The sequence below is a fragment of the Achromobacter sp. D7-1 genome (genome assembly GCF_059760445.1).
This window is the reverse complement of sequence record NZ_JCBAMT010000018.1, coordinates 41,169-66,482: the sequence shown is the minus strand read 5'-3', so window position 1 is coordinate 66,482 and position 25,314 is coordinate 41,169. Positions and strand designations below refer to the sequence as shown.

Here is a 25,314-nt window from a genome sequence, read left to right as displayed (position 1 = left end):
GCCGCTGGAGTCATTGAAGGCGGTGGGTCCTTGTGCGACCTTGAACGGCGACGGGCTGCCCACCGCGGTTCCGTTGCGGGCAGGCGCAGGCGCTCTCCCGCCATCAGAACAATGACTGGAGACGACGATGCGCAATGCGACAAGGCGAGCCGCGCTGGCCGCCATGCTGGCCGCCACGGCCTGGGCCGCGGCCGGGCCGGCTTGGGCGCAAGCCCCCTATCCCTCCAAACCCGTCACCATCCTGGTCGGATTCCCGCCCGGCACGGCCACCGACACCGTCGCCCGCATGGTCGGCGACCGCCTGGCGCAGCGCCTGGGGCAGCAGTTCATCGTCGAAAACAAGCCGGGCGCGGGCGGCTCCATCGCCGCCGGACTGGGTGCGCGGGCGAAGCCCGACGGCTATACCTTGATGATAGGCGCGTCCGCGCCGCAAGCCATCAACCCGCACGTCTATCCCAACCTGAACTACGACGCGCGCAAGGACTTCGCGCCGATCGGCCTGCTGACCTGGTTGCCCTACCTGTTCGTGGTCAGCCCGGACAACCCGGCCAACAATCTGAAGGACTTCCTCGCCGCCGTGAAGACCAAGCCGAACCAGTACACCTACGCCACCACCGGCGTGGGCACCACCAGCCATCTGGTGACCTCGGTGCTGCTGGCCAAGGCTGGCGCCAGCATGATCCACGTGCCTTACAAGGGCAGCAGCCAGGCGCAGACGGACATCGTCGGCGGACGGACCTATGCCACCTTCGACACCATGGTGTCCTCGCTGGCCCTGGTGAAGGCCGGCCGCCTGAAAGCGATCGCCGTCAGCACGCCGCAGCGGGTCGCCAGTCTGCCCGACGTGCCCACCGTCGCCGAACAGGGCTACCCCGGCTTCGACATGGGCGCCTGGCTGGGCCTGATCGCGCCCGCCGGCATCCCCCCCGAGATCCAGCAAAAGCTAGCTGCCGAGGTCAATGCCGTGCTGGCGGACCCCGCCGTGCGCGACAAGCTGGCGGACCTGGGCGCCCAGGTCCGCACCACCGCCACGCCGGCGGAATTCGGCGCACTGATGAAGTCCGAGTACGAGTCGTGGGGCAAGGTGGTGCGCGATTTCAACGTCAAAGCCAGCGACTGAACCGGAGACCCGAACCATGCATAGCCCCATGAGCCCCGCCGAACGCGACACCCGCATCCAACTGGCCGCCTGCTACCGGCTGGTGTCCCACTTTGGCATGAGCGATCTCATCTACAACCACATCACCGCGCGCATACCCGGACCCAAGGGCCATCTGCTGATCAACCCCTACGGCATGATGTATGACGAAATCACCGCGTCCAGCCTGGTCAAGATCGACCTGGACGGGAATGTGCTGAGCAACCCGGGAGAATACGGCATCAACGCCGCCGGCTACGTCATCCACAGTGCGGTGCACGGCGCCCGCCACGACGTGCACTGCGTCATCCACACGCACACGCGGGCCGGCATGGCGGTGTCGGCGCTGCAATGCGGCTTGCTGCCGCTGACCCAGACCGCCATGCGCTTCGCCAAGATCCCGTACCACGACTACGAAAGCGTAGCCATCGACCTGGACGAGCGCGCGCGGCTGGTGGCGGACCTGGGCCAGAGCGAGGCGATGATCCTGCGCAACCACGGCCTGCTGGCGGCAGGCCCCAGCATCGCGCAAGCGTTCAACACGCTGTACTGGCTGGAGATGGCGTGCAAGGCGCAGGTCGACGCCCTGGCCGCCAACCGCGAACTTTGCCTGCCGCCTCCGGAAGTGATCGAAAAGACCTGGCACCTGTACCAACCGACCACGCGCCGCCCCTTCGGCGAACTGGAATGGCCGGCCATGCTGCGCCTGATGGACAGGAAGGATCCCGGCTACCGCGAATGAGCCGCCGGCTGGCCGCGCCCCAGCAGGTCGATGCCTGCGCCGCTGTCCGCGCCGTCGGGCAGGATCGCGGCGAGGCTGGTCTTGACCTCCAGGAAGTACGGGACGGGCGAGGCCAGCCCGCGGGCGATGGCGCCGGCCACCTGGTCCGCGCGGGTGACGTGCTCTGTCTGTATGCCGAAGGCGCGCGCCATCATCGTGAAATCGGGGCTGGCGAGATTGGTGCCTGCGTATCGCCCGGGATAGGTGCGCGCCTGATGCAGGCGGATGGAGCCATAGCAATTGTTGTTGGAGACGATGAAGAACACCGGCAGTCCGCGCTCGGCCGCGGCCATCATCTCGTTGCCCGTCATCATGAAGCCGCCGTCGCCGACCAGGCATACCACCTTGCTTTGCGGGTTACGCAGCTGCGAGGCGATGGCGGCCGGCGTGCCATAGCCCATGGCGCCCGATTGCGAGGCCATCAGCCGTTGCGGGTAGACGAAGGGAAAATGGCGATACACCGGCGCCGCGAAGGTGCCCGCGTCCAGACAAACCATGAGGTCCGGCGGCGCCTGTTCGGCCAGCGCTCGCACCACCGACACGAAGGGCACGCCATCGTCGGCCTTTGGATCGGGCCAGGCGGCGGAGCGCTCGCGGATCGCGCGCAAGGATTCCGCCCAGTCCTCGCGCCCGCCACGGTCCGCCGCCGGCAGCGCGGCCAGCGCCTGCGCCGTGGCCACCGGATCCGCGATGATGCCCACGTCCGCCGCAAAGTGCTGGTTCACGAAATGCGCGTCGGCATGGCAATGCACCAGCGTCTGCGACGGCCTGGGATAGGCCGGAAACGTGTAGCCCTGGGTTGTGATGTCGCCCAGGCGCGTGCCCAGGGCCAGGATCAGATCGCTGGAATCGAACGCCTCCACTTGAGCGGGCTGCGTCGCCAGGTCCAGGTCGCCGGCGTACAGCGGATGCGTGTTGGGGAACAAGTCATGCTGGCGGAACGATACTGCCACCGGTATGCCGTGCCGCTCCGCCAACTGCCGCAGCGCATCGCGCCCGCCCGGCGAGTTGTAGGCGCCGCCGGCGATGATCAGCGGCTTGCGGGCGCCGTCCAGCAAGGCCTGCAGCCGCGCCAGTGTGGCGGGCGCCGGCTGCACCGGGCTGGCAGGCTCGGCCACCCAATCCGGTTGCGGCACCAGCGCCTGTTGCACGTCTTCCGGCACCACCAGCACCACCGGCCCGGGCGTGCCGGCAATCGCCACCCGCAGCGCCTTGAAGGCGGCCCAGACCAGGTCCTCCGGCGCCGCCACCTCATGCACCCACTTGGCGATGGAACCGAACATCTGCTGATAGTCGATCTCCTGGAACGCCTCCTTGCGCAAGTCCTTGCGCGGCACCTGTCCGATCAGCAGGATCATGGGCACGCCATCCTGCTGCGCGGCATGCACGCCGATGGCCGCGTTCGCCGCCCCTGGCCCCCGAGACACCATGACCACGCCCGGCCGGCCCGTCAACCGGCCGTCGGCGCAGGCCATGAAGCTCGCGCCGCCTTCATGCCGGCAGGTCACCACGTCGATGCCCGGGAAATCATGCAAGGCGTCGAGCACCCCCAGATAGCTTTCCCCGGGCACGAGGAAAACGCGGTCGATGCCGTTGCGGGCGAAGATGTCGAGCAAGGCATGGGAAGACGTGTTCAGTTCGGAAACAGGTGTCATGGATGGCCGGAAACCAAGGGCAAGCGCTCAGGCGTGGGGCGGATACGCAGGAATTCTAGGATGGCTGGCGGGATGCCATGTAGGCATACTGTGCCTATCAGATATACAAGAAACGCACACAAGGAGCGCCTGCCCGCAAGCAGGCGGCGAGACATTGCGATGGACCTACGCAAGATCGAGAACCTGATCCACGTCGCCGACTCGGGCAGCTTCTCCAAGGCCGCCTCGGTGCTCGGCATCGCGCAATCGGCGCTGGGCCGCCAGGTCCGGAAGCTCGAAGACGAATGCGGCTGCGCCCTGCTCTACCGCAATGGCCGCGGCGTGTCCCTGACGCCCGAGGGCGAGAAGCTGCTGGATAGCTTGCGCCCCTTGCTGGCGCAAATGGCGCGGGTCGTGACCGAATTCCACGACGAGCAGAAATCGCCCTCGGGCCAGGTCACGCTGGGCCTGACGCCTACGCTGTCCCATATGGTCGGCATGCCTCTGGTTGCGGAAATCTGGAAGCGCCATCCGCGCATCCAGCTCAACGTCATCACCGGCTACAGCGGCTACGTGCACGAATGGCTGGCCAATGCCCGCGTCGACATCGCCGTGCTGCACGACGCGCGGCGCTCGCAGCACGTGGTGGTCGATCCCCTGGCCGAGCTGGACCTGGCGCTGGTATCGCCGGCGCAGAACCTGTCGCCCGCCGCGCGGGCCTTGTCCTCCATCGACTTCTCGCAGCTGGCTGATCTGCCGTTGGCGCTGCCCACGCGCAGCCACGGCCTGCGCCGCACGCTGGAACAGGCGGCAGCGCAGGCGGACGCGCCCTTGAACGTCGTGTTCGAAATGGACGCGCTGGAACTGATGAAGGAAATCGTGCTGAACGGACTGGCCCACACGGTCCTGGCCCTGCCCGCGGTGGTGGGCGAGTTGCACAGCGGCCAGCTGGTCGCCCGCAGGATCGTCAATCCCGCCCTGTCCACGCGCCTGATGCTGGCCACCGCATCCAACCGGCCGCTGACGCAGGCGGTGAAGATCGTGCAGGACGTCCTGCGGGAGTTGCTGGAGGGGATGGTTCAGGCGGAGCCTTATCGGTCGTATATGCGGATGGCGGGGGGGCGTTCGGGACTACCATGAGCTTGCTGATCGGGAGCCTGCCTGCCGGTTGTCTTTCGGACTCTCGACTCGACCTACGTTGTTGATATCAAAAAAATAAATCCACCGTCCGGGTGGATTTATCTGCTTAATTTTTCCGGTTTTTTTTCCGGTCTTTTTGCCGCCTCCTATCGAAGACCCCCTTCACCTAGGCACCGGCAGCGGCGGCGCCGGTGTCAGCGGCCCTGCCGGCACGCCGCGCTGCGCCGGCATCGGCGGCAAACGGGATGGCGCCGGGCTCATCCAGCCCGGCTGGCGGCTGGGGCCGCTGGAGGGCGGCGCGGGCGGGCCGGGCGGCCGGCCGGCGGTGGCGCAGCCAGTGCCCAGGCAGGGTTCCTGACTGGCGCCCGGATTGACGAGCCGGGGGCATGATGTACCGACGCAGGCATCGGGGATGACGCGGGCTGAAGGCGGGGGCTGGGGAACGGAGGGGCCGCCGCCTTGCGCGGCGACGGATCCCCAGAAGGCTGCCAGCAGCGCGGCTGCCCAAAGGATTTTCATGGCTGCATGCCCTGCCCCTGAGACGCGACCGCACGCGGCCTGGCCCCGCGTCGCACCGGGGCCTGAGCGGGCGCGGGACGGTTCCAGTGTGCTCCCGCGCCTTGCAACCTGTCCAGGCGGCCCCGACCTCAATCCAGCCGAATGTCCGCGCTTTTCACCACCGAGGCCCAACGCGCCCGTTCGCTGTTGAAGAACTGCGCCAGTTCGGCGGGATTGCGGGTGACGATTTCCGCGCCCTGTTCGTTCAGTTGCGCCTTCACGTCCGGTTGGTTGACGATCTGCGCCATCAGTTCCGACAAGCGGATGGCAACAGGATCAGTCGTTGTCACGGGCGCCATCACCCCTTGCCAAGTGCCGGACTCGAAACCGGCCACGCCCTGCTCGGAGATGGTCGGAATGTCGGGCACCAACTGCATGCGTTCGCGCTTGGAGATCGCGATCGGCCGCAGCTTGCCGGCCTTGATGTGGGGCAGCGTGGCCAGCAGACCGTTCATGATGACCTGGGTCTGCCCGCCTATCGTGTCCGTCACCGCCTGCGAGCCGCCCTTGTACGGCACGTATTCCCATTTCGCGCCGGTGGCCTGCTGCACGGCCACGGCGGCCAGGTGCGGCGCGCTGCCGATGGCGGTCACGGCGAAGTTCAGGCGCTGCTGCTTGGACAAGGCCACCAGTTCCTGCACCGTCTTTGCGGGCACGTCGGGATGGACCGCCAACACGTGGGGCGAATAGGCCAGCATGCCGACCGCGCGCAGGTCCTTGGACGGGTCGAAGGACAGCTTGGTGTACACGGACGGGCTGATCGCCAGCGCCCCCACGTCGCACAACAGCACGGTATGGCCTTCCTGCGCGGCCTGCACCACCAGGCCGGCGCCCAGGTTGCCGTTGGCCCCGGGCTTGTTCTCGACCACCACGGTCTGCTTCAGGGCATCGGCCAGGCGCGGCGCCAGGATGCGGGCAATGATGTCGGATGAGCCGCCAGGCGGGTAAGGCACGATGATGCGCACCGCGCGCGTCGGCCAGTCGCCGGACTGGGCCCAGGCCGGGAGCCACGGCGACAGGCAAAGCGCCGCTGCGCCGCCCAGGAACTGTCTCTTGCTCGGGTTCATGGAGTCTCCTCTGGATGGTCTGGTGGGCGGCCGCGAGCGCCGGCGTCCGCGCCAATTCTTCGAACTGACCCGACACGCCCCCTTCGAACTGCGTCCAACTCTGCGTTAGTCATCGTACAACTAAGAAAATATTTTTGAAAAGCAGAATCTATTGCCATCGGGTATGCACCTATAAAGTACCTATTCCATAGGAAATTCCACCTTGAATCGACATATTTGATGTTGTACGATGACTTACCTTTTTCACCAGGCAGCCGGCCGACTCCTACCCTCGATGGCGCCCCACACGGATCAACGCGACATGACCACCCCGCAGGAACTCAAGCAGATCGTTTCGGAAGGCTTGCTGTCTTTCCCCGTCACCGACTTCGACCAGAACGGCGACTTCAACGCCAGGTCCTACGCGCAACGCCTGGAATGGCTGGCGCCCTACGGCGCAACCGCGTTGTTCGCCGCTGGCGGTACGGGAGAGTTCTTCTCGCTGGCGGCTGAAGAGTACGCCGACGTCATCCGCACCGCGGTGCAGACCTGCGCGGGCAAGGTCCCCATCCTGGCCGGAGCCGGCGGCCCGACCCGCACGGCCATCGCCTATGCGCAGGAGGCCGAACGCCTGGGCGCCAAGGGCATATTGCTGCTGCCCCATTACCTGACCGAGGCCTCGCAGCAAGGCATCGCCGCGCACGTCGAACAGGTCTGCAAGTCCGTCAAGATCGGCGTCATCGTCTACAACCGCGCGCAATCGCGCCTGTCGGCCGACAGCCTGGCGCAATTGGCCGAACGCTGTCCCAACCTGGTGGGCTTCAAGGACGGCGTGGGCGACATCGAAGCCATGGTGCGCATCCGCCGCAAGCTGGGCGACCGCTTTTCCTACCTGGGCGGCCTGCCCACGGCCGAGGTCTATGCCGCCGCCTACCGCGCGCTGGGCGTGCCGGTCTATTCGTCGGCGGTGTTCAACTTCGTGCCCAGGACGGCCATGGCGTTCTACCGCGCCATCGCCGCCGGCGACGACGACACCACCAACCGCCTGCTGGACGATTTCTTCCTGCCTTACCTCGACATCCGCAACCGCGTACCCGGCTATGCGGTCAGCATCGTCAAGGCCGGCGCCAAATTGGTCGGCCACGACGCCGGCCCGGTGCGCGCGCCGCTGACGGACCTGCGGCCCGATGAACTGGACATGCTGGACGCCCTGATCCGCAAGCTCGGCCCGCAGTAAGGGCCGCACCCTGGCGGTGGTATATATAGACCCCTCCAGCCACCCCAGGGAGCCCGCCGATGGCGCGTCGACGCAGTCTCGCGTTTCTGCTCAGCATGCTTGCCGCGCCCGCGGGCGCGGCAGTGGTCTACGACAACCATGGCCTGGTGGTCGAAGCCGCCACCGGCAGCCGCAGCGACTGGAACACCGGGCAGCGGCAAACCACCCGCGCCACCACCATCACGTACCAGGGCAAGCCGCTGTGCGGCAAGGACGTCGGCGCCCTGCTCTATCCCGATGGCCAGAGCGTCGAGGCCCGCGCCTTCTTCTGCGCATCCACCGCCAAGGCGCTGGAAACGGACGCCGTGCTGGCCTACTTCACCAGCTCCAGCGCCAATACCGTGCTGGCGCAACTGCGCGTGGTCAACAACGCGCTGCGGATCCAGCGCCTGGTCTTGTCGGCCAAGCCGGACCGCGACCGCATATCCACCACCCGCTTCGAGGACGCCCGCCTGCCGGGCTGGACGCGCATCCAGACGTCCTGGAACGAAACCGTGATGATCCGCCACGCACCGCTTGCCGCCTTGAACCTGGGCCCGGGCAAGCTGCTGGACGTGGCCGATGGCGTGGCCTATCTGGCCCTGCCTCCGGGCAGGGACGCGGTCGAGATCGAGCCTACCAAACGGGTCAAGGACGCCGACGGCTACTTGCAGATCGTCCCCGCCATCACCAAGTTCGTGGACACGCCGATGGCATTCCGCGCGGTGCGCATGAGCGACGGCCGCGAACTTGCGCGGCTGGATTTCAAGGACGTCTGCCTGCGCCTGCCGGCCATCCAGTTCGACCGGCCGGACGCGCAGTCCAAGTCCACGGCTGCGCCCGACGTGGCCTTCGACGACGTGCCGGCCTGGCGCGCCAGCACCTTGCAGCTGACACAGCCGGCGCAAGGACGCGCCACCTTGCGCCTGCAACCAGGCGTGACCTTGCCGCGCAAACCCGGCTGCGCGCCGGGCTGAATCCAGGCGCGCTCAGATCAGGAACTGGCGGTAGGCCTCGTTGCCGGTTTCCTCGGTATGGGCGTAGCCCAGTTGCCGCAGGAACGCGTCCAGCGCCGCGCTGTCCGCCAGCGGCGCCTGGATGCCGACCAGCGCCGAGCTGAACTCCGTACCCTGGTTGCGATAGTGGAACAGGCTGATGTTCCAGTTGGGCGCCATCTCGGACAGGAACTTCATCAGCGCGCCGGGACGCTCCGGAAACTCGAAGCGGAACAGGCGCTCGCCGGCCGCCAGCGGCGAGCGTCCGCCCACCATGTAGCGGATGTGCTGCTTGGACACCTCGTTGTTGCTCAGATCACCGACGGAGAAACCCTGCTGCTGCAACGCCGCCATGATGTCCGCCGCATCGCCGCGCCGGGAAATCTGCATGCTGACAAAGATGTGGGCAGTGTGCGCATCCGCGATGCGGTAGTTGAATTCCGTCACGCTGCGCTGGCCGATCACGCTGCAGAAGCGGCGGAAGCTGCCGCGCTCCTCGGGCACCGTCACGGCGAAGACCGCCTCGCGCGCCTCGCCCACTTCGGCCCGGTCCGCGACGAAGCGCAGGCGGTCGAAGTTCATATTGGCGCCCGAGGTCACTGCCACCATGGGCTGGCCTTGCACGCCTTCGCGTTCCACGTACTTTTTCAGCCCCGCCACCGCCAGCGCGCCCGCCGGTTCCAACACGCTGCGGGTGTCCAGGAATACGTCCTTGATCGCCGCGCAGACCGCGTCCGTGTCCACCAGGATGATCTCGTCCAGGTACTCCCGGCACAGGCGGAAGGTTTCCTCGCCCACCAGCTTGACCGCCGTGCCGTCCGAAAACAGGCCCACCTCGGGCAGATTGACCCGCTCCCCCACCTGCATGGACAGGGACATGGCGCAGGAATCCTCGGTCTGCACGCCGATGACCTTGACGCCAGGATCCACCGCCTTGATGTAAGTCGCCACCCCCGCCGCCAGCCCGCCGCCGCCGATCGGCACGAAGACGGCGTGCAAGGGGCCGGCATGCTGGCGCAGGATCTCCATGCCCACCGTGCCCTGGCCGGCGATCACATAGGGATCGTCGAATGCCGGGATGAAGGTCAGGTCCTGCGCGCTGGCCAGTTTCTGGGCATGGCCAAAGGCGTCGCTATAGGAATCGCCCGCCTGTACCACCGTCACCGTCGGGCCGCCGTGCGCCTTGACCGCATCCACCTTCACCTGCGGGGTCGTCTGCGGCACCACGATGATGGCGCGCACGCCCATCCTGGCGGCCGAGATCGCGACGCCTTGCGCATGGTTGCCGGCGGACGCCGTGATCACGCCCCGCTCCAGCGCCGCCTGCGGCGTGTTGCGCATCTTGTTGTAGGCGCCGCGCACCTTGAAGGAAAAGACCGGCTGGTTGTCTTCGCGCTTGAAGTAGACCGGGTTGCCCAGCCGCGCCGACAGGCCGCGGGCGCGATCCAGCTCGGTCTCGCGGGCAATGTCATAGATCCGCGCGGTCAGGATCTGCCTCAGGTATTCCATCGGCGAGGCACGGCCGTCCTGGAATGCGGTCGGCGTGACGGTTTGCTGGCTGGCTTGCGGGGCGTGGTGCATCTGGCTCTCTGCTTCGGTGTCTTGCCCGGCAGAGGCGGCCACAAAAAACCCGCCTCTTGGGGCGGGTGGCTGTGACTGTTGCGGTCGCGCGCTAACCCACCATTCCAGGAATGATGGTAATAATCAGCGAAATGCGGACGGCGCGGAAATTCATGGGGACGTAGCTTCCTCCTTGCGCGGCGCTTTGTCAAACGCGGCGCGTCCGATTTAATGCGTCCCCGTTTAATTTGGCGCCATTATGGCCATATCCCGATCGAATCCGCGGGATTTTGCTGCGCAGCAGGCTTAGCGCGGTATTACAATGGAAGGTTAGTGGCGATCGCACTTCCCCAGATCAAAAAAGGGGCAGGCGTCAGCCATGTTGGGCATACGCGTGCCCAAACGAACCCACTCTCCGACAACATCTACCGGCTTCCGGCCGCATAGCATGTTCGGGTTTGCGCCTAGCGCCTGCCGAACAGATTCAAGGATCATGTCTCTTACTCCGAAGATTATCTATACCCTCACCGATGAAGCTCCGGCGCTTGCAACCCGTTCGCTGCTGCCCATCGTCCAGGCTTTCGCCAAGCCCGCAGGCATCACGGTCGAGACCCGCGACATCTCGCTGGCCGGCCGCATCATCTCGGTCTTCCCCGACTACCTAGAAGACAGCCAGAAGCTGGGCGATGCCCTGTCGGAACTCGGCGCGCTGGCCGTCCAGCCCGAAGCCAACATCATCAAGCTGCCCAACATCAGCGCGTCCATGCCGCAGCTGAAAGCCGCCATCAAGGAACTCCAGGACCAGGGCTACAAGCTGCCCGACTACCCGGACGCCCCCGCCAACGACACCGAACGCGACATCAAGGCGCGCTACGACAAGGTCAAGGGCAGCGCCGTGAACCCGGTCCTGCGCGAAGGCAACTCCGACCGCCGCGCCCCGCTGTCGGTCAAGAACTACGCCCGCAAGCACCCGCACAAGATGGGCGCCTGGTCGGCTGATTCCAAGTCGCACGTGGCCCACATGAGCGAAGGCGACTTCTACGGCACCGAAAAGTCGGCCCTGATCGCCGAGGCCGGCGACGTCAAGATCGAACTGACCGCCGCCGACGGCGCCAAGACCGTCCTGAAGGAAAAGACCCCGGTCAAGGCCGGCGAGATCATCGACGCCGCCGTGCTGTCGACCGCCAAGCTCAAGTCCTTCCTGCAGGCGCAGATCGACGATGCCCGTGCCAACGGCGTGCTGTTCTCGGTGCACCTGAAGGCCACGATGATGAAGGTCTCCGACCCGGTCATCTTCGGCCACGTTGTGTCCGTGTTCTACAAGGACGTGCTGGCCAAGCACGCCGACGCGCTCGCGCAAGCCGGCTTCGATCCCAACAACGGCATCGGCGACCTGTACGCCAAGATCCAATCCCTGCCCGCCGACAAGCAGGCCGAGATCAGCGCCGACATCGACGCCGCCTACAAGGTCCTGCCGCAGCTGGCCATGGTCAATTCCGACCGCGGCATCACCAACCTGCACGTGCCCAGCGACGTCATCGTCGACGCCTCCATGCCCGCCATGATCCGCGACTCGGGCAAGATGTGGAACGCCGAAGGCAATCTGCAAGACACCAAGGCCGTGATCCCCGACCGCAGCTACGCCGGCGTCTACCAGGCCGTGATCGAAGACTGCAAGCGCAACGGCGCCTTCAACCCGGTCACGATGGGCAGCGTGCCCAACGTCGGCCTGATGGCCCAGGCCGCCGAGGAATACGGCTCGCACAACAAGACCTTCGTCATTCCCGCCGCCGGCACCGTGCGCGTCACCGACGCCTCGGGCAAGGTGCTGCTGGAGCAGGCCGTCGAAGCCGGCGACCTCTGGCGCATGTGCCAGACCAAGGACGCCGCGGTGCAGGACTGGGTCAAGCTGGCCGTGGCCCGCGCCCGCGCCACCAAGACGCCCGCCGTGTTCTGGCTGGACGAGAACCGCGCCCACGACGCGCAGATCATCGCCAAGGTCAAACACTACCTGAAGGACCACGACACCAGCGGCCTGGATCTGCGCATTCTGAGCCCGGTCGAGGCCACCAAGTTCTCGCTCAAGCGCATCCGCGAAGGCCTGGACACCATCTCGGTGACCGGCAACGTGCTGCGCGACTACCTGACCGACCTGTTCCCCATCATGGAACTGGGCACCAGCGCCAAGATGCTGTCGATCGTGCCGCTGGTCGCTGGCGGCGGCCTGTTTGAAACCGGCGCCGGTGGCTCCGCGCCCAAGCACGTGCAGCAGTTCGTGGAAGAAGGCTTCCTGCGCTGGGACTCGCTGGGCGAGTTCATGGCCCTGGCCGCGTCGCTGGAACACCTGGGCCGCAGCTACGACAATGCCCGCGCCCAAGTGCTGGCCAAGACCCTGGACCTGGCCACCGCCAAGTTCCTGGACGAGAACAAGTCGCCCGAACGCAAGGTCGGCGGCCTGGACAACCGCGGCAGCCACTACTACCTGGCCCTGTACTGGGCCCAGGCCGTGGCCGCGCAGACCGACGACCGCGCACTGGCCACCCTGTTCGCGGCCCCGGCCCGCGCGCTGGCCGACGGCGAGGACAAGATCCTGGCCGAACTGAAGGCTGCCCAGGGCAAGCCCGTCGACATCGGCGGCTACTACCAGCCCAACGAAGCCCTGGCCAGCCAGGCCATGCGCCCCAGCGCCACGCTGAACCAGGCCCTGGCCTCGATCGGCTAAACGCCTGCCGCGCAACACGGCGGCAACGAAAAGGCCGGCAACCCCAAGGGGCTGCCGGCCTTTTTAATTGGCCGGGCTCTTACTGCTGCGATTCCCCATGGCGCAGTTGACGCACCTGCAGGAACTGCAGCGCGACCGGAATCAGCGACAGGCCGATGATGATGAGCGACACCCAGTGCAGGTTAGCGCGCACCCAGGAGATCGAGCCCAGCCAAAAGCCGGCCAGCAGCATCGACGAGCACCACAGGACGCCGCCGATGACGTTGTAGGCATAGAACGTGCGGCGCGGCATCTGCGACAGGCCGGCGACAAACGGCGCCAGGGTACGCACGATGGGCACGAAGCGCGCCACGGTGATCGTCATGGCGCCGTAGCGGACGAAGTACGCCCGGGCGCGCACCATATGTTCAGGCTTGACCCAGCGGCTGCGGGCAAGCCGCTGCCCCCACGAAGACGACCCTATCGTGTAGTTCAACGCATCGCCGGCAATGGCTGCGGCGGTGATCGCCGCCAGCGATATGGCGGGATCGATGCCGGCCAGCCCGAGGAACGCCCCCGCGGCGAACAGCAGCGAGTCGCCAGGCAGGAACGGCATCACCACCAAGCCCGTCTCCACGAAGATGACGGCAGCGATGATTGCGGTGCCCAGGACCCAGTTCTGCGCCAGCAAGGCCATCAGGCCATGCTCGCTGGTCAGCCAGGAAAATAGTTCGGGAATGCTCATGATCGGATCCACGATGCTTGATGGTTTGCAGCCATTGCGGGGCGCGCGCGTCGCGGCCCCGCATGGCATCAGGGTTTGGCTGGAAGCGGAGCGGCCTGGCCCGTGGCCGGCAGGCCGCCGCACATGCGCTGGCGGAACGCCGCGTCGATATCAATGCGCCAAATCGCCCGCCTGTCGCGGAGGAGCCGCGGTGTCACGCCATTGAGCACGGGGTATCTGGCGGCATCATCGTCCCGGCCCCAGATCCAGAAACGCGACCCGTCGGCCGCCGCGCACATGCGCACAGGCATGTCGTCGGCGCCGATCAGCACGCGCTTGCCCATGACGGGATCGAATTTCGCCGCGTCGTACAACTCCTTGCGCCAGTTGTCCCGCTTGGGAATCTCGGGATTGTTCCAGTCGTCGACCATCCAGGCGGGCTCCCGGGCCTGGGTATAGAAACCCAGGTCGAAGGGCAAGGTATGCAGCGCCATGTGGATGTCCTGCGGCTGCATTTCCTTACGCAGATCCGCCGCTAGCGGCCCCGCGCTGCCGCGCGGATTCGACGCGGCGACGATGATCGCGGCCAGACAGATGACGACGGCCACCCCGGCGGCGATCCAGGCGCCGCGCCGCTTGCCGGCTGCCCAGGCGGGCGCCAGCCGTTCGCTGATCAAAAAAGCCAACGGCGGGAACACTGGCAACACGTAGCCGATGAGCTTGGAATGCGGAATCGAAAAGAACACGATCACGACCGCGATCCAGATCGCCGCCAGGCGCCGCAGGCCCTGCGGGTCGGACTCGCGCCAGTACGCCGGCTTGAAGACCGATACCGCCCAGATCGACCACGGCAGCGCCAGCCCCGCCACGATAGGCAGGTAGAACCAGACCGGCTGCGCGTTGTTGAAGCCGCCCTGCGAAAAGCGTTCGAACTGCTGGTAGACGAAGAAGTACTGATAGAAGCCCGGATAGCGCAGTTCCATCAGCCAGAACCACGGCACCGCAACCGCCGCGAAGGCCAGCAAGGCCGGCGCCCACAGCAAGGCGCGCACGCCCGGCCAATCGCGGCGCAACAGCAGCCACGCCAGCACGATGGCGCCCGGCAAGGCCAGCCCGATCAGCCCCTTGGCCAGCACCGCCAGCGCCGCCAGCACGCCCGTGGCCACCGACATGGCGCGGAACGGCCGTCCGGCGGCACGCCGCAAGGCGGTATCGGCCGCGGCCAGCACGCACAGCGTGATCATGCTGGCCACCAGCATATCCATGTTGGCGAACTGGGCCGCGCCGAAGAACAACGGCATCAAGCCCAGGATAACTACCGCCCAGCGCGCCTGCGCGGCATTGCGGTAGCGCGAGACGAAGGCATAAAGTCCCGCGCCCGCGCTCCAGGCGCCCAGCAGCGACGGCAGCCGCGCACTGAATTCATTCACGCCGAACAGCACGTAGCTGATCTGGGCCAGCCAGTAGTACAGCGGCGGCTTGTGGAAGTACGGCATGCCGTCAAGCAGCGGCACCATGGGCGAGCCGCTGCGCAGCATTTCCCAGGCGACGCCGGCATAGCGGCCCTCGTCGGGCAAGGTCAGCCAGCGCGCCCAGGCCAGCGCGCCCAGCCACAAGGCCAGGACTGCCAGCACCAGCCACCCAGGCCAGGCCGCGCGCCGCGCCGGCAGGCTCATGGAAGTTGCCATGGACGCGCTCATGCCCGGCGCTCCCCCATGGCAGGCGTCGTGAGGCGGCGCGGAAAGGAGGCAAGGCGCTGCGGGGGTACTGCGGCACTGGGCACAGGCGGCATGGAAGTCCGGAAAGAGTTCAGGAAAATGCAAGATTGCGCGCAGTATCGCCAAGCGCGCGTCAAGCTTTCATGAAATTTCCGGAAAAAAGCGCCTGGAATGGCTATCCCGGATGCAGCCGGTCCAGCCTGAGCCGCCCGCGCTCATCCGTCAGCCGGCGCATCGCGCCGTAAGCCGCCGCCATCGCCGCCATGGCGCTGGCGCCGCATAGCAGGAACATCAGCAGGATCTGGTACTTCGCGGCCTCTATCGGATCCATGCCGGCAATGATCTGCCCGGTCATGATGCCCGGCAGCGTGATGATGCCGGCCGCCGACATCTGGTTGATGCTGGGTACGATGCCGCGCCGCACGGATTCGCGCAGCAGGGACGAAAACGCCTCGTGCGCGGTCGCCCCCAGGGCCAGCCGCGCCTCGATCGCCAGCTTCTCCCGCCGCGCGCCCGACAACACGCCGTCCAGCGCCAGGCTGGCGGCGTTGAGCACGCTGCCCAGCACGATGCCGATCAGGGCTATGGTGTAGCGCGGGTCGTACCAGGGCTCCGGGCGCAGCGCCGTATTCAGGATGAACAGCACCGTGATAACCGTTGTCCCCGCCACCGCCATCGCGCCCACCCAGCCGTTGCCGCGCTGCGTCAGCCGGGCCTTGGGTCGCGCGGCGACCTCCCTGGCCGCCAGCGCCATCATCACCGCCACCACCAACGCCGTCAGCCAGGGCGCCGCGTGCGCGAACACGATGCGCAGGATATGGCCGACCAGCAGCAGCTGCACCACCGTGCGCAGCGCCGCCCACAGCACCTGGCGCTGCAGGTTCAAGCGCAAGGCGAAGGAAATACCAGCGCTCAGCAGCACCAGCAAGGAAGCGATGGCCAGATCCGTGGCCTGCAGCTTGATCACGTCCATAGCGGCTCCATCCTGCCTTGCTCCATGCGCCAGGAACGGCGCGCCATGCGCTCGGCCTGGGCCGGACTGTGGGTCACCATCAATACCGCGGCCCCACTGCCCAGGTAACGCCGCAATTCCTCTTCGACCCGGTCCGTGGCCGCCTGGTCCAACGCCGCCGTGGGCTCGTCCAGCAGCAGCACGCGCGGCTCCTGGGCCAAGGCGCGGACCAGGCCCAGGCGCTGGCGTTCGCCCGTGGACAGCTCGTGCACCAGCGCGTCCAGCTTGTCCGCCGACAGTCCCAGGCGCTCCATGATGGCCAAGGCCCGCCCGCGGTCCGTGAAATGCGGCGCGACCCGGTCGTCCCACCAGCCGGCCTCGGCCTGGCAATAGATGACCTGGCGGCGCCATTCGTGGCCCCGCATGCCCGAGCGCGGCCTGCCGTCGAGCAAGGCTACGCCATGCCCGGGATCGAGATCGGCCACCTGGCGCAGCAGCAGGGATTTGCCCGAGCCCGAGGGGCCCATGATCGCTGCGCATTCGCCCGGGACCAGGTCCAGGCTTACGGGGGAAAGGCGTTCGCTATACAGGCCGCGCAGCGTGAGCAGCGGCCGCGGTTCGGAGTTACGGATCGGCATGGGTACGGATCTTAGACCGCAACTGCGCAAACGCCGGCATGCAGGCTCGCCCGCCATTCCGCAAAGAGATGAGAAAAACTAAATCCATAACGGAGAACTTATCGTTTCCCCAAGGGAGACTGCCTCCCTACCATGGCGAGTCTTGCCATCTGCGCATTTAGCGCAGCTACATTGACTCTACGTATGGGCCTCATGTCTCAGATCCCGAACCCAGCGCCGCCGCGCACTGCCCGCCGCAAACTGGCCCTGACCGCCACGCTCGTTCTTGCCGCCATTGGCGGCCTCTACCTCTACGACACGCAACGCAAGGCCGCAGCCGCCGCCCAAGCCGCGTCGGCAGATGACGCCGCACCCGTTCCTGTGCTGGTGGCGCCCGCCCGGGTCGGAACGCTGCCCGCCACCTTGCAGGCCATCGGCACCGTCGTGGCGGACCAGCAAGTGCTGGTGGCGCCCGAGGTCGCGGGGCGCGTCACCGCCATCCATTTCGCCAGCGGCCAGCAGGTTGCGGCCGGACTGCCGCTGGTGCAGATCAACGACGGCCCGGTGCGCCGCGAACTCGAGCGGCACCGCGCATCGGCCGCGCTGGCCCAGGCCAACCTGGACCGCGCCAAGCGCCTGCTCGGACAAACCCTGTCGCGTGCCGAGTACGAACAGCACGCGGCGCAGCACGCCGAAACCAAAGCCCTGGTCGCACAGGGAGAAGAAGGCCTGGCCCAGCGCCTGGTGCGCGCGCCGTTCGCGGGCACGCTGGGGCTGCGGCTGATCAATCTGGGCCAGTACGTCGAGGCGGGCACCCCCATCGCCACTCTGACCGACACCCGCCTGCTGCATGTGGATTTCACCCTGCCGGACCGGCACGCCGCCGCATTGCGGCTGGGACTGGACGTGTCTGTCGCCAGCGACGGCGGCGGACAGGCTCCGCTGGCGGGCAAGGTCTCCGCGATCGATCCACAGATCGACGCCGGCAACCGCGCGCTGCGGGTCCGCGCCACGCTGGCGCCGGATGCGGCTGGCCGCCTATGGCCCGGCGCGTATGCCCGGGTCAGCCTATCGCTGCCCGCCGACACCGCCACGCTCACCGTGCCGGCCGAAGCCGTTCAAAGCACCCTGTCTGGCGAGACTGTCTACGCCATGCGCAATGACGACCCAGCGCGCGTCCGGCTCGTGTCCGTGCAGACCGGCGCAACCCGGGACGGCCAGGTCGCGCTGTCGGATACGGATCTGCGCGACGGCGATCTGGTGGTCATCGCCGGCCAGATCAACCTGCACGACGGCGCCGCCGTCCGTCCGCGCCTGGCGGGAGAGTAAGACGCCATGTCATTCACCGACTTCTTCATCCGCCGCCCTGTCCTCACCACCGCGTTCGCCCTGCTGATCGCCCTGGTGGGCCTGCGCGCGCTGCTGGACCTGCCGCTGCGCCAGTATCCGCGCATCGAAAGCGCCGTGGTCACCGTCACCACCGAATATCCGGGTGCGTCCGCGGACCTGATGCAGGGCTTTGTCACCGCCACGCTGGCGCAGGCCGTCGCCACCACGCAAGGCGTGGAATACCTGACCTCATCGTCCGAACAAGGGCGCAGCACCATCAACGCCTACCTGCGCCTGAACGCGAACTCCGACACCGCGCTGACCGAGGTCCTGACCAAGGTCAACGAAGTGCGCTATCTGCTGCCAGAGGGCGCCTACGACCCGGTGGTCGTGCGGCAGTCTCCCGGCGCCATCGGGGTGGTCTACGCCGGATTCGCCGCGCCCGCCGGCCAGCCCCTGACGGGCATCACGGACTACCTGATGCGCGTGGCCAAGCCCATGCTGAGCACGGTCGACGGCGTAGCCGCCGTGAATGTGCTGGGCGGACAGGCGCTGTCGATGCGTATCTGGCTCGACCCTCTGCGCATGGGCGCCCACGGCATCACGGCCTTAGATGTCGAATCCGCGATCCGGGACAACAATTACCAGGCGGCGCCAGGCCAATTGCGCGACGCGCTCGTGGTGACGAATGTGCGCGCCGACACCAGCCTGGATAGCGTCCAGGGCTTTCGCGAACTCGTCGTCAAGCGCGGCCCCAGCCTGGTGCGGATGGAAGACATCGCCACCGTCGAGATCGGCGCGCAAAGCCGCAACCAAATCGCCGGCATGAACGGCGAGCCCGCCGCGTACCTGGAAGTGATGGCGACGCCCGGCGGCAATCCGCTAGATATTTCCCGCGACGTCCGCCGGATTCTGGCCGGATTGGACCTGCCCGACGGCGCAAAAATGGCGATTCCGTATGACGTCACCGTCTTCATCGACGCCGCGATCGGCAATGTGCTGGGCAAGTTCGGCATTGCCAGCCTGGAAGTGGTGCTCGTGATCTTCATCTTCCTCGGCTCGCTGCGCGCGGTGGCCGTGCCGGTGCTGAGCATTCCGCTGTCGCTGCTGGGCGCGGCGGCGGCCATGCTGGCGCTCGGCTTCAGCCTGAACCTGCTGACCCTGCTGGCCATGGTCCTGGCTATCGGCCTGGTGGTGGACGACGCGATCGTCGTGGTGGAAAACGTCCATCGCCGCATGGAAGAAGGCGAATCGCCGCTGGATGCCGCACTGAACGGCGCGCGTGAAATCGTCGGCCCCGTGCTGACGATGGCCGCGGTGCTGGTTGCGGTCTACGCCCCGCTGGGATTGATCGGCGGCCTGACGGGCGCGCTGTTCAGCGAATTCGCCTTCACGCTGGCTGCGGCTGTGATGGTGTCCGCCATGGTAGCGCTGACCGTGTCTCCCATGGTGGCCTCCAGGCTGATGCGCCAGCAGGCGCCCAGCCGCTACGCGCGGTCGGTGGAACATGCAACCGCCAAGCTGGTGGGCGCCTATGAGCGCGCGCTGGCGCGCATGCTGCGCGACACGCGGCCGGTGCTGCTGGCCGGCGCTGGCGTGCTGCTCAGCCTCCCCGTCCTGTTCAACGGCTTGCAGTCGGAACTCGCCCCCGCGGAAGACCAGGGGGAAATCATCGTCGACATGAAAGGCCCCCAAGCCAGCAGCCTGGAATTCCTGGAGGCCGAGGCCAAACGGGTCGAGGCCGCGCTGCTCGCCCTGCCGGAAGCCGCTACCGTCTATATGGTCTCCGGCGCGGGCGGCGCGCTCAACAAAGGCTGGGCTGGCGTCATGCTGAGCCCGTGGGAAACGCGGGACCGCAGCGCCGAAGCCATCATGGCCGATCTGCAGGCGGCCTTGCCGGGCATCGAGGGCATTGCGGGCTCCGCCTTCCTGCCGCCGCCCCTGCCCGGCTCGGTTGGCGGCTTTCCCGTGCAATTCGTGCTGTCTTCCCCGGCCGACCATCGGGCGGTCCACGACGCGATGGACAAGTTGAAAACCGCGGCGCGCGCCAGCGGCCAGTTCGCCTTCGTGGATTCCGACCTGACCTTCAGCAACCCGACCACGCTGGTGCGGATCGACCGCGCCAAGGCGCACGACCTGGGCCTGAGCATGAAAGAGATCGGCGACACCCTGGCGCGTCTGGTCGGCGAGTCCTATGTCAATCGCTTCGGCGCCCAGGGCCGCTCCTACGACGTGATCCCCCAGGCGCCGCGCAACCTGCGCCTGAACGCCGAGTCCCTGGACCTGTTCCATGTCAGGACCGCCACCGGCGGACAGGTGCCGCTGTCCACCGTGGTCTCGCTGGAGAAAGGCGTCGAGGCCAATGCCCTCACGCAGTTCAATCAGCTGAACAGCGCCACGCTGGTCGCGATCCCCGCGCCCGGTGTTCCACTGGGCCAGGCGGTCGCCTTCCTGCAGGCCGAAGCCGCCAGTCTGCCGGCGGGATTCCAGACCAGCTTCCTGGGCGAATCGCGGCAGTATCTGCAGGAACAAGGCGGCTTTGCCCTGACGTTCGCCTTTGCGCTGGCCTTCATATTTCTGGTGCTGGCGGCCCAGTTCGAGAGCGCCCGCGACCCGCTGCTGATCCTCACCACGGTGCCGCTTGCCGCCTGCGGCGCGCTGGCCGCCATGTTCTTCGGCTACGCCACGCTCAACATCTACACCCAGATCGGGCTGGTGACGCTGATCGGCCTGATCACCAAGCACGGCATCCTGATCGTGGAGTTCGCCAACCTTGAGCAGCGGCACAGGGGGCTGGACCGCGTCCAGGCCGTGCGCGCGGCTGCCGCCACCCGCATCCGCCCCATCCTGATGACCACGGCCGCCATGGTCGGCGGCCTGATGCCGCTGCTGTTCTCCAGCGGCGCCGGCGCGGGCAGCCAGCGCGCGATCGCCACGGTGCTGGTGGCGGGCTTGCTGGTGGGCACGCTGTTCACGCTATTCGTGCTGCCTGCCGTCTACGCGCGGTTTGGACGCCATCTGGTCGCGGACCGCGCGCCGGCCGGACCGGTCCGCGGCGCGGCTCAAGCCTCCGCCTTGCAGGGAAACCCATAACATGACCTACGCATTGAATCATCGCGCCCTGCGCTTCGGGCTGACGCTGCTGACGCTGGCGCTGGCCGGATGTGCGTTACGCCCGCCCCACGCGCCCGACTCCGGGTCCATCCCGCCCGCCTACAAGCAGGCGCAGGCAGAACCGGCGGGACCCTGGTCCACCGCCCGGCCCGCAGACGACGCCCTGCGCGGCGCCTGGTGGACCCTGTTCCAGGATCCGGCCCTGAACGCATTGCAGGCCGCCGCGCAGGACGCCAATCCGACGCTGCACGCCGCCTACGCGCGATTGCAGCAGTCACGCGCCCAGCATCGGCAGGCACGGTCGGCGCTGTTTCCCCGGCTGGACGCGGGCTTCGGGCCGACCCGCCAGCGGGAGTCTCCAGCTTCGTACAGCGGACACGACAACGGACCGGCTTCCACCACGACGCTGTGGCGGGCCGACGCGGCGGTGGCGTATGAGGCCGATCTGTTCGGCCACGTGTCCTCGACCATAGGCGCGGCGTCGGCGGAACAGGCTCGCAGCGGCGCGCTGTACCGGCTGACACTGCTGGCCTTGCAGGCCGACGTCGCCGACACCTACTTCCTGATCCGGGAGCTGGATACCCAGCACCAGATCTATCAGCAAACGCTGGCCTTGCGCGAACGCGGCTTAGCGCTGAGCCAGATGCGCTTCGAGGCGGGCGACGGCCGCGAGCTGGAACTCGAGCGCGCCCGCGGCGAACTTGAAGCGGCGCGCGCCGATGCCTTGGGCGCGCAACGCCTGCGCGCCAGCGCCGAACACGCGCTGGCAATCCTGCTGGGCAAGGCCCCGGCCGATTTCTCCCTGCCGCCTGAGCCGCTGCGGCGCATCGAGCTGGCCGTTCCACCGGGCTTGCCTTCAGAACTGCTTGAGCGCCGTCCGGACATTGCCGCGGCCGAACGCGCCATGGCCGCCGCCAACGCCCGCATCGGCGCGGCCCGCGCCGCCTTCTTCCCGAGGCTGGAACTGACCGGGGCGGCCGGATTCGAGTCTTCCAGCCTGAGCCAGCTGTTCCAGTGGTCCAGCCGGACCTTTCTGCTGGGCCCATTCCTGGGTACCGCGCTATCGCTGCCCATCCTGGACGGCGGCGCCCGCCAGGCGGACCTCGATGCCGCCCGGGCCGCGCATGACGAAGAAACGGCGCGCTACCGGGAAACGCTGCTCAACGCGTTCAGGGAAGTCGAGGACAATCTGATGCATCTGCGCATCATGGCGGCCCAGCAGACCGCGCAGGACCGCGCGCGGCTGGCTGCGCAACGTGCGGCCGAACTGTCCCGGCTGCAATACGAAACCGGCACGCACACCCAGCTTGACGTCATCGATGCGGACCGCAGCCTGCTGCAGCAGCAGTTGGCCTCGGCCAGGTTGGATGGAGATCAGGCGCGGACCACCGTAAGGCTGATCCGCGCCTTGGGCGGCGGTTGGGAGACGCCGCTGCCCGGCAATTCCCTCAGCGCGCCGCAAGCGCCTGCGGCGCCTGCTCCATCGCTGCCGCTTCCGCCTTCACCCAATCGATGAACGCCTGCACTTCCGGCCGCAGCAGCGCATCCGGCCGGCTGACCACGTAATACGCGAAGCGCGCGGGCCAGGGCTGGTCCAGGGCAATGGCCAGCCGGCCCGATTCGATATCTTCGCGCGCATGCGTGTCCTGAACCAGCGCGATGCCCTGCCCCGTGGCAGCCGCCCGCAGCAGCAACAGATCGTCCTCGAAGCTGGGGCCGCGCTGCGCTTCCTGCCCCGCGTCCACGCCGTGCGCCTGCAGCCACAAAGGCCAGTCGGCGCGGTCGGAATCCTGCAGCAGCGGGTACTTCAGGCAGTCCCCGGGCCGCTCGATAGCGGGGCCTTGCGCCAGCAAGGCCGGACTGGCCACGGGCAGCAGCACCGGCGCCATCAAGCGGAAGGCCGACAGCCCCGGGTACTGCCCCAGCCCGTGCCGCAACGCCACGTCGATGCGGTCGCGCTTGAAATCGACCAATTGCGAGGAGGCTTCCACCCGCACCTCGATGTCCGGATGCAAAACCGAAAACCGGCCTATGCGCGGCACCAGCCAGGACGAGGCGAACGAAGGCACCGTGCTGACGGTCAGGGTCCGCTGGGCGGCCTGGGATTCCAGCAGCGCCAGCGATTTTTCGATCTGGTCGAAGGCGCGCATCAGCCCCGGATACGCGCGTGCGCCCGCCTCCGTCAGCCGCACGCCGTGACGCTCGCGCACGAACAGCGCCAGCCCCAACCGGTCTTCCAGCAGGCGTATCTGCTGACTGACCGCCCCCGGGGTCACGCCCAGCACTTCGGCGGCGGCTTTCAGGCTGCCGAGACGGCCGGTTTCGGTGAACGCTCGCAGCGCAAGCAGTGGCAGCACGGCGCCCATAAACATCCTTAATTTAGAAAAACTATCTTCTATATCGCGACTATCCGCGGGTAGATAACAATCATAGAACAGCTTTTTCATCTGATCCTGCCAACACTTGAAAATAGCTACACTTATTCCAAGAATCCCAATCCGGTGATTGCGCCTATGCGATACGCCACGCTGCATATGGGCGCTGCCTGCAACTCACTTGCAAGACACCGCAACAAATCGCGATTTGCTAGAGTGCCCATATTGAAAATGATAATCATCCCCAGACGAGAATCATGTTCACGCAATGCCGCCCCGGCAAAAGGCAGATCCCACATGAACCGTGAAATCCATGACTTCGCCGCCATAGGCTTAGGCCCGTTCAACCTGAGTCTTGCCTGCCTGGCGGCGCCGCTATCCGGTGTACGCGCCGTGTTTCTCGACCAGAGGCCAGGGTTCGATTGGCACCCCGGCATGCTGATCGAGGACTCGACTTTGCAGAACCCCTTCCTGGCCGATCTTGTGAGCCTGGCCGATCCGCGCAGCGAGTACAGCTACCTGAACTACTGCAAGCAAAGCGGCCGCATCTATTCCTACTACATGCGCGAGAACCACTACTTGAATCGCGCCGAGTACAACCGCTATTGCAAATGGGTGGCGGCCCGCCTGCCGAACCTGCGCTTCAATCACGACGTCCAGAGCGTGCTCCACGATCCGGACAGCCGCAGCTACCTCGTGACCGGCCAGCATGGCGTCAACGGCGAGCGCTTCATGATCCGCTGCCGCAAGCTGGTGTTGGGCCTGGGCACGCAGCCCCAATTGCCGGACTGCTGCGACCGGCGCGCCGCGCCCTACATCCACAGCGCCGACTACCTCCGCCACAAGACGCAGTTGCAGCGCAAGCGCGGCATCACCATTGTCGGCAGCGGGCAGAGCGCGGCGGAGGTGTTCCATGACCTGCTGCGAGACAGCGACAAGCACGCTTACAGCCTGGCTTGGATCACCCGCTCTCCGCGCTTCTTCCAGATGGAGAACACCAAGCTCACGCTGGAACTGATCTCTCCCGACTACACGGACTATTTCCACGACCTGCCCGAAGCCCGGCGGCGCGAGATGCTGCGCCAGCAAAGCAGCCTATACAAAGGCATCAACGCGTCCCTGATCAATCAGATATATGACCTGCTGGACGAAAAGATCCGCGCAGGCGACCGCCGCTATACCCTTCTAACGAGCGCGGAGCTGCGCGCCAGCCGCCATGAGCGCTCCACGGGCCGCTATCACCTGGACTTCATGCATGTCGATACCGGCCAGCCGTTCACGCACGTCACGGACGGCCTGGTGCTGGCCACGGGCTATGCCCCTCGCATCCCGGCCTGCGTCAATCCCATCAGCGACCGCATCGCCTGGGACGAAGACGGCGGCTACCGCATCGCCCGCAATTACTCGGTGGACCATGCAGGCGCGGAAATCTTTGTGCAGAACACGGGATTGCTCAGCCATGGCGTCACCAATCCCGATCTGGGATTCTGCTGCTACCGCAACTCGCTGATACTGCGCGACCTGACCGGCGTGGAGCACTACGCCATCGAGCCCCGCACCGCACTGCAGGATTTCCGCCCGCCGGAAAACGGCGTACTGGCGCATCGCCTCTGCGCGCCGGAACCGATGCCCATGATGGACGGCCATCGCGCCGCCACCATCTGATCTTGAGGGGAG

General features: G+C 67.0%; 18 protein-coding genes. 10 read left to right on the top strand and 8 right to left on the bottom strand.

Translation table 11 applies throughout. The features are described 5' to 3' along the window. Positions 1–127 precede the first annotated feature (127 nt). On the top strand, positions 128–1,120 hold the full coding sequence (locus tag AC6LKD_RS10600; protein WP_498116153.1) for a Bug family tripartite tricarboxylate transporter substrate binding protein: 993 nt from the start codon (positions 128–130) through the stop codon (positions 1,118–1,120). 16 nt (positions 1,121–1,136) lie between these two features. After that, positions 1,137–1,880 (top strand): class II aldolase/adducin family protein, encoded by a 744-nt coding sequence (locus tag AC6LKD_RS10595; RefSeq protein ID WP_498116151.1) that lies wholly within the window; start codon positions 1,137–1,139, stop codon positions 1,878–1,880. Here AC6LKD_RS10595 and AC6LKD_RS10590 read toward each other — a convergent pair. Continuing rightward, the gene (locus tag AC6LKD_RS10590; protein WP_498116150.1) at positions 1,868–3,574 is read right to left on the bottom strand and encodes a thiamine pyrophosphate-binding protein; all 1,707 of its coding nucleotides are present in this window, start codon (positions 3,572–3,574) and stop codon (positions 1,868–1,870) included. The two genes, AC6LKD_RS10595 and AC6LKD_RS10590, sit on opposite strands and share 13 nt — an antisense overlap. 159 nt (positions 3,575–3,733) lie before the next feature. On the opposite strand from AC6LKD_RS10590, the gene AC6LKD_RS10585 reads away from it, so the two are divergent. Beyond that, positions 3,734–4,693, top strand: a complete 960-nt coding sequence (locus AC6LKD_RS10585; protein ID WP_498116149.1) for a LysR family transcriptional regulator — start codon at positions 3,734–3,736, stop codon at positions 4,691–4,693. Between the two features lie 647 nt (positions 4,694–5,340). On the opposite strand, the gene AC6LKD_RS10580 is transcribed toward AC6LKD_RS10585, so the two are convergent. Next, a complete protein-coding gene (locus AC6LKD_RS10580; protein ID WP_013393718.1) occupies positions 5,341–6,318 on the bottom strand; it encodes a Bug family tripartite tricarboxylate transporter substrate binding protein in 978 nt (325 codons plus the stop codon). Positions 6,319–6,619: 301 nt separating this feature from the next. Here AC6LKD_RS10580 and kdgD point away from each other — a divergent pair, with 301 nt between their 5' ends. Continuing rightward, positions 6,620–7,534: a 5-dehydro-4-deoxyglucarate dehydratase gene (kdgD, locus tag AC6LKD_RS10575; protein ID WP_498116148.1), complete on the top strand. Its 915-nt coding sequence runs from the start codon at positions 6,620–6,622 to the stop codon at positions 7,532–7,534. Between the two features lie 59 nt (positions 7,535–7,593). Further along, positions 7,594–8,529 carry a hypothetical protein gene (locus tag AC6LKD_RS10570; RefSeq protein WP_498116147.1) on the top strand — a complete coding sequence of 312 codons (936 nt, stop codon included), beginning with the start codon at positions 7,594–7,596 and terminating at the stop codon, positions 8,527–8,529. A 12-nt stretch (positions 8,530–8,541) separates the two neighbouring features. Here the strand turns inward: AC6LKD_RS10570 and ilvA are convergent, their stop codons facing one another. Further along, complete coding sequence (ilvA, locus tag AC6LKD_RS10565) at positions 8,542–10,128, bottom strand: threonine ammonia-lyase, biosynthetic (RefSeq protein WP_498116146.1); 1,587 nt, start codon at positions 10,126–10,128, stop codon at positions 8,542–8,544. 472 nt (positions 10,129–10,600) lie between these two features. On the opposite strand from ilvA, the gene AC6LKD_RS10560 reads away from it, so the two are divergent. Next, on the top strand, positions 10,601–12,829 hold the full coding sequence (locus tag AC6LKD_RS10560) for an NADP-dependent isocitrate dehydrogenase (protein ID WP_498116145.1): 2,229 nt from the start codon (positions 10,601–10,603) through the stop codon (positions 12,827–12,829). A 79-nt stretch (positions 12,830–12,908) separates the two neighbouring features. Here the strand turns inward: AC6LKD_RS10560 and AC6LKD_RS10555 are convergent, their stop codons facing one another. The 4 genes from AC6LKD_RS10555 to AC6LKD_RS10540 form a co-directional block, all read right to left on the bottom strand. Then, positions 12,909–13,553, bottom strand: coding sequence for a VTT domain-containing protein (locus AC6LKD_RS10555; RefSeq protein WP_498116144.1), 645 nt, complete (start codon positions 13,551–13,553; stop codon positions 12,909–12,911). A gap of 68 nt (positions 13,554–13,621) precedes the next feature. Further along, positions 13,622–15,232: an ArnT family glycosyltransferase gene (locus AC6LKD_RS10550; RefSeq protein ID WP_498116143.1), complete on the bottom strand. Its 1,611-nt coding sequence runs from the start codon at positions 15,230–15,232 to the stop codon at positions 13,622–13,624. Between the two features lie 193 nt (positions 15,233–15,425). Next, positions 15,426–16,223, bottom strand: coding sequence for an ABC transporter permease (locus AC6LKD_RS10545; RefSeq protein WP_013393711.1), 798 nt, complete (start codon positions 16,221–16,223; stop codon positions 15,426–15,428). Then, positions 16,214–16,840 carry an ABC transporter ATP-binding protein gene (locus tag AC6LKD_RS10540; protein WP_498116142.1) on the bottom strand — a complete coding sequence of 209 codons (627 nt, stop codon included), beginning with the start codon at positions 16,838–16,840 and terminating at the stop codon, positions 16,214–16,216. The genes AC6LKD_RS10545 and AC6LKD_RS10540 overlap by 10 nt, the downstream gene beginning before the upstream one ends. A 192-nt stretch (positions 16,841–17,032) precedes the next feature. Here AC6LKD_RS10540 and AC6LKD_RS10535 point away from each other — a divergent pair, with 192 nt between their 5' ends. From AC6LKD_RS10535 to AC6LKD_RS10525, 3 genes are read left to right on the top strand one after another with little or no spacing between them, the layout of a single operon-like run. Then, entirely contained in the window at positions 17,033–18,148 is a 1,116-nt protein-coding gene (locus tag AC6LKD_RS10535) for an efflux RND transporter periplasmic adaptor subunit (RefSeq protein ID WP_498116141.1), read from the top strand. A 6-nt stretch (positions 18,149–18,154) separates the two neighbouring features. Beyond that, entirely contained in the window at positions 18,155–21,241 is a 3,087-nt protein-coding gene (locus tag AC6LKD_RS10530; protein WP_498116140.1) for an efflux RND transporter permease subunit, read from the top strand. A 1-nt stretch (position 21,242) separates the two neighbouring features. Beyond that, positions 21,243–22,778 (top strand): efflux transporter outer membrane subunit, encoded by a 1,536-nt coding sequence (locus AC6LKD_RS10525; protein WP_498116139.1) that lies wholly within the window; start codon positions 21,243–21,245, stop codon positions 22,776–22,778. Here AC6LKD_RS10525 and gcvA read toward each other — a convergent pair. Then, positions 22,711–23,628 (bottom strand): transcriptional regulator GcvA, encoded by a 918-nt coding sequence (gene gcvA, locus AC6LKD_RS10520; protein ID WP_498116138.1) that lies wholly within the window; start codon positions 23,626–23,628, stop codon positions 22,711–22,713. The two genes, AC6LKD_RS10525 and gcvA, sit on opposite strands and share 68 nt — an antisense overlap. Positions 23,629–23,934: 306 nt before the next feature. On the opposite strand from gcvA, the gene AC6LKD_RS10515 reads away from it, so the two are divergent. Next, positions 23,935–25,302: a lysine N(6)-hydroxylase/L-ornithine N(5)-oxygenase family protein gene (locus AC6LKD_RS10515; protein ID WP_498116137.1), complete on the top strand. Its 1,368-nt coding sequence runs from the start codon at positions 23,935–23,937 to the stop codon at positions 25,300–25,302. Positions 25,303–25,314 lie beyond the last annotated feature (12 nt).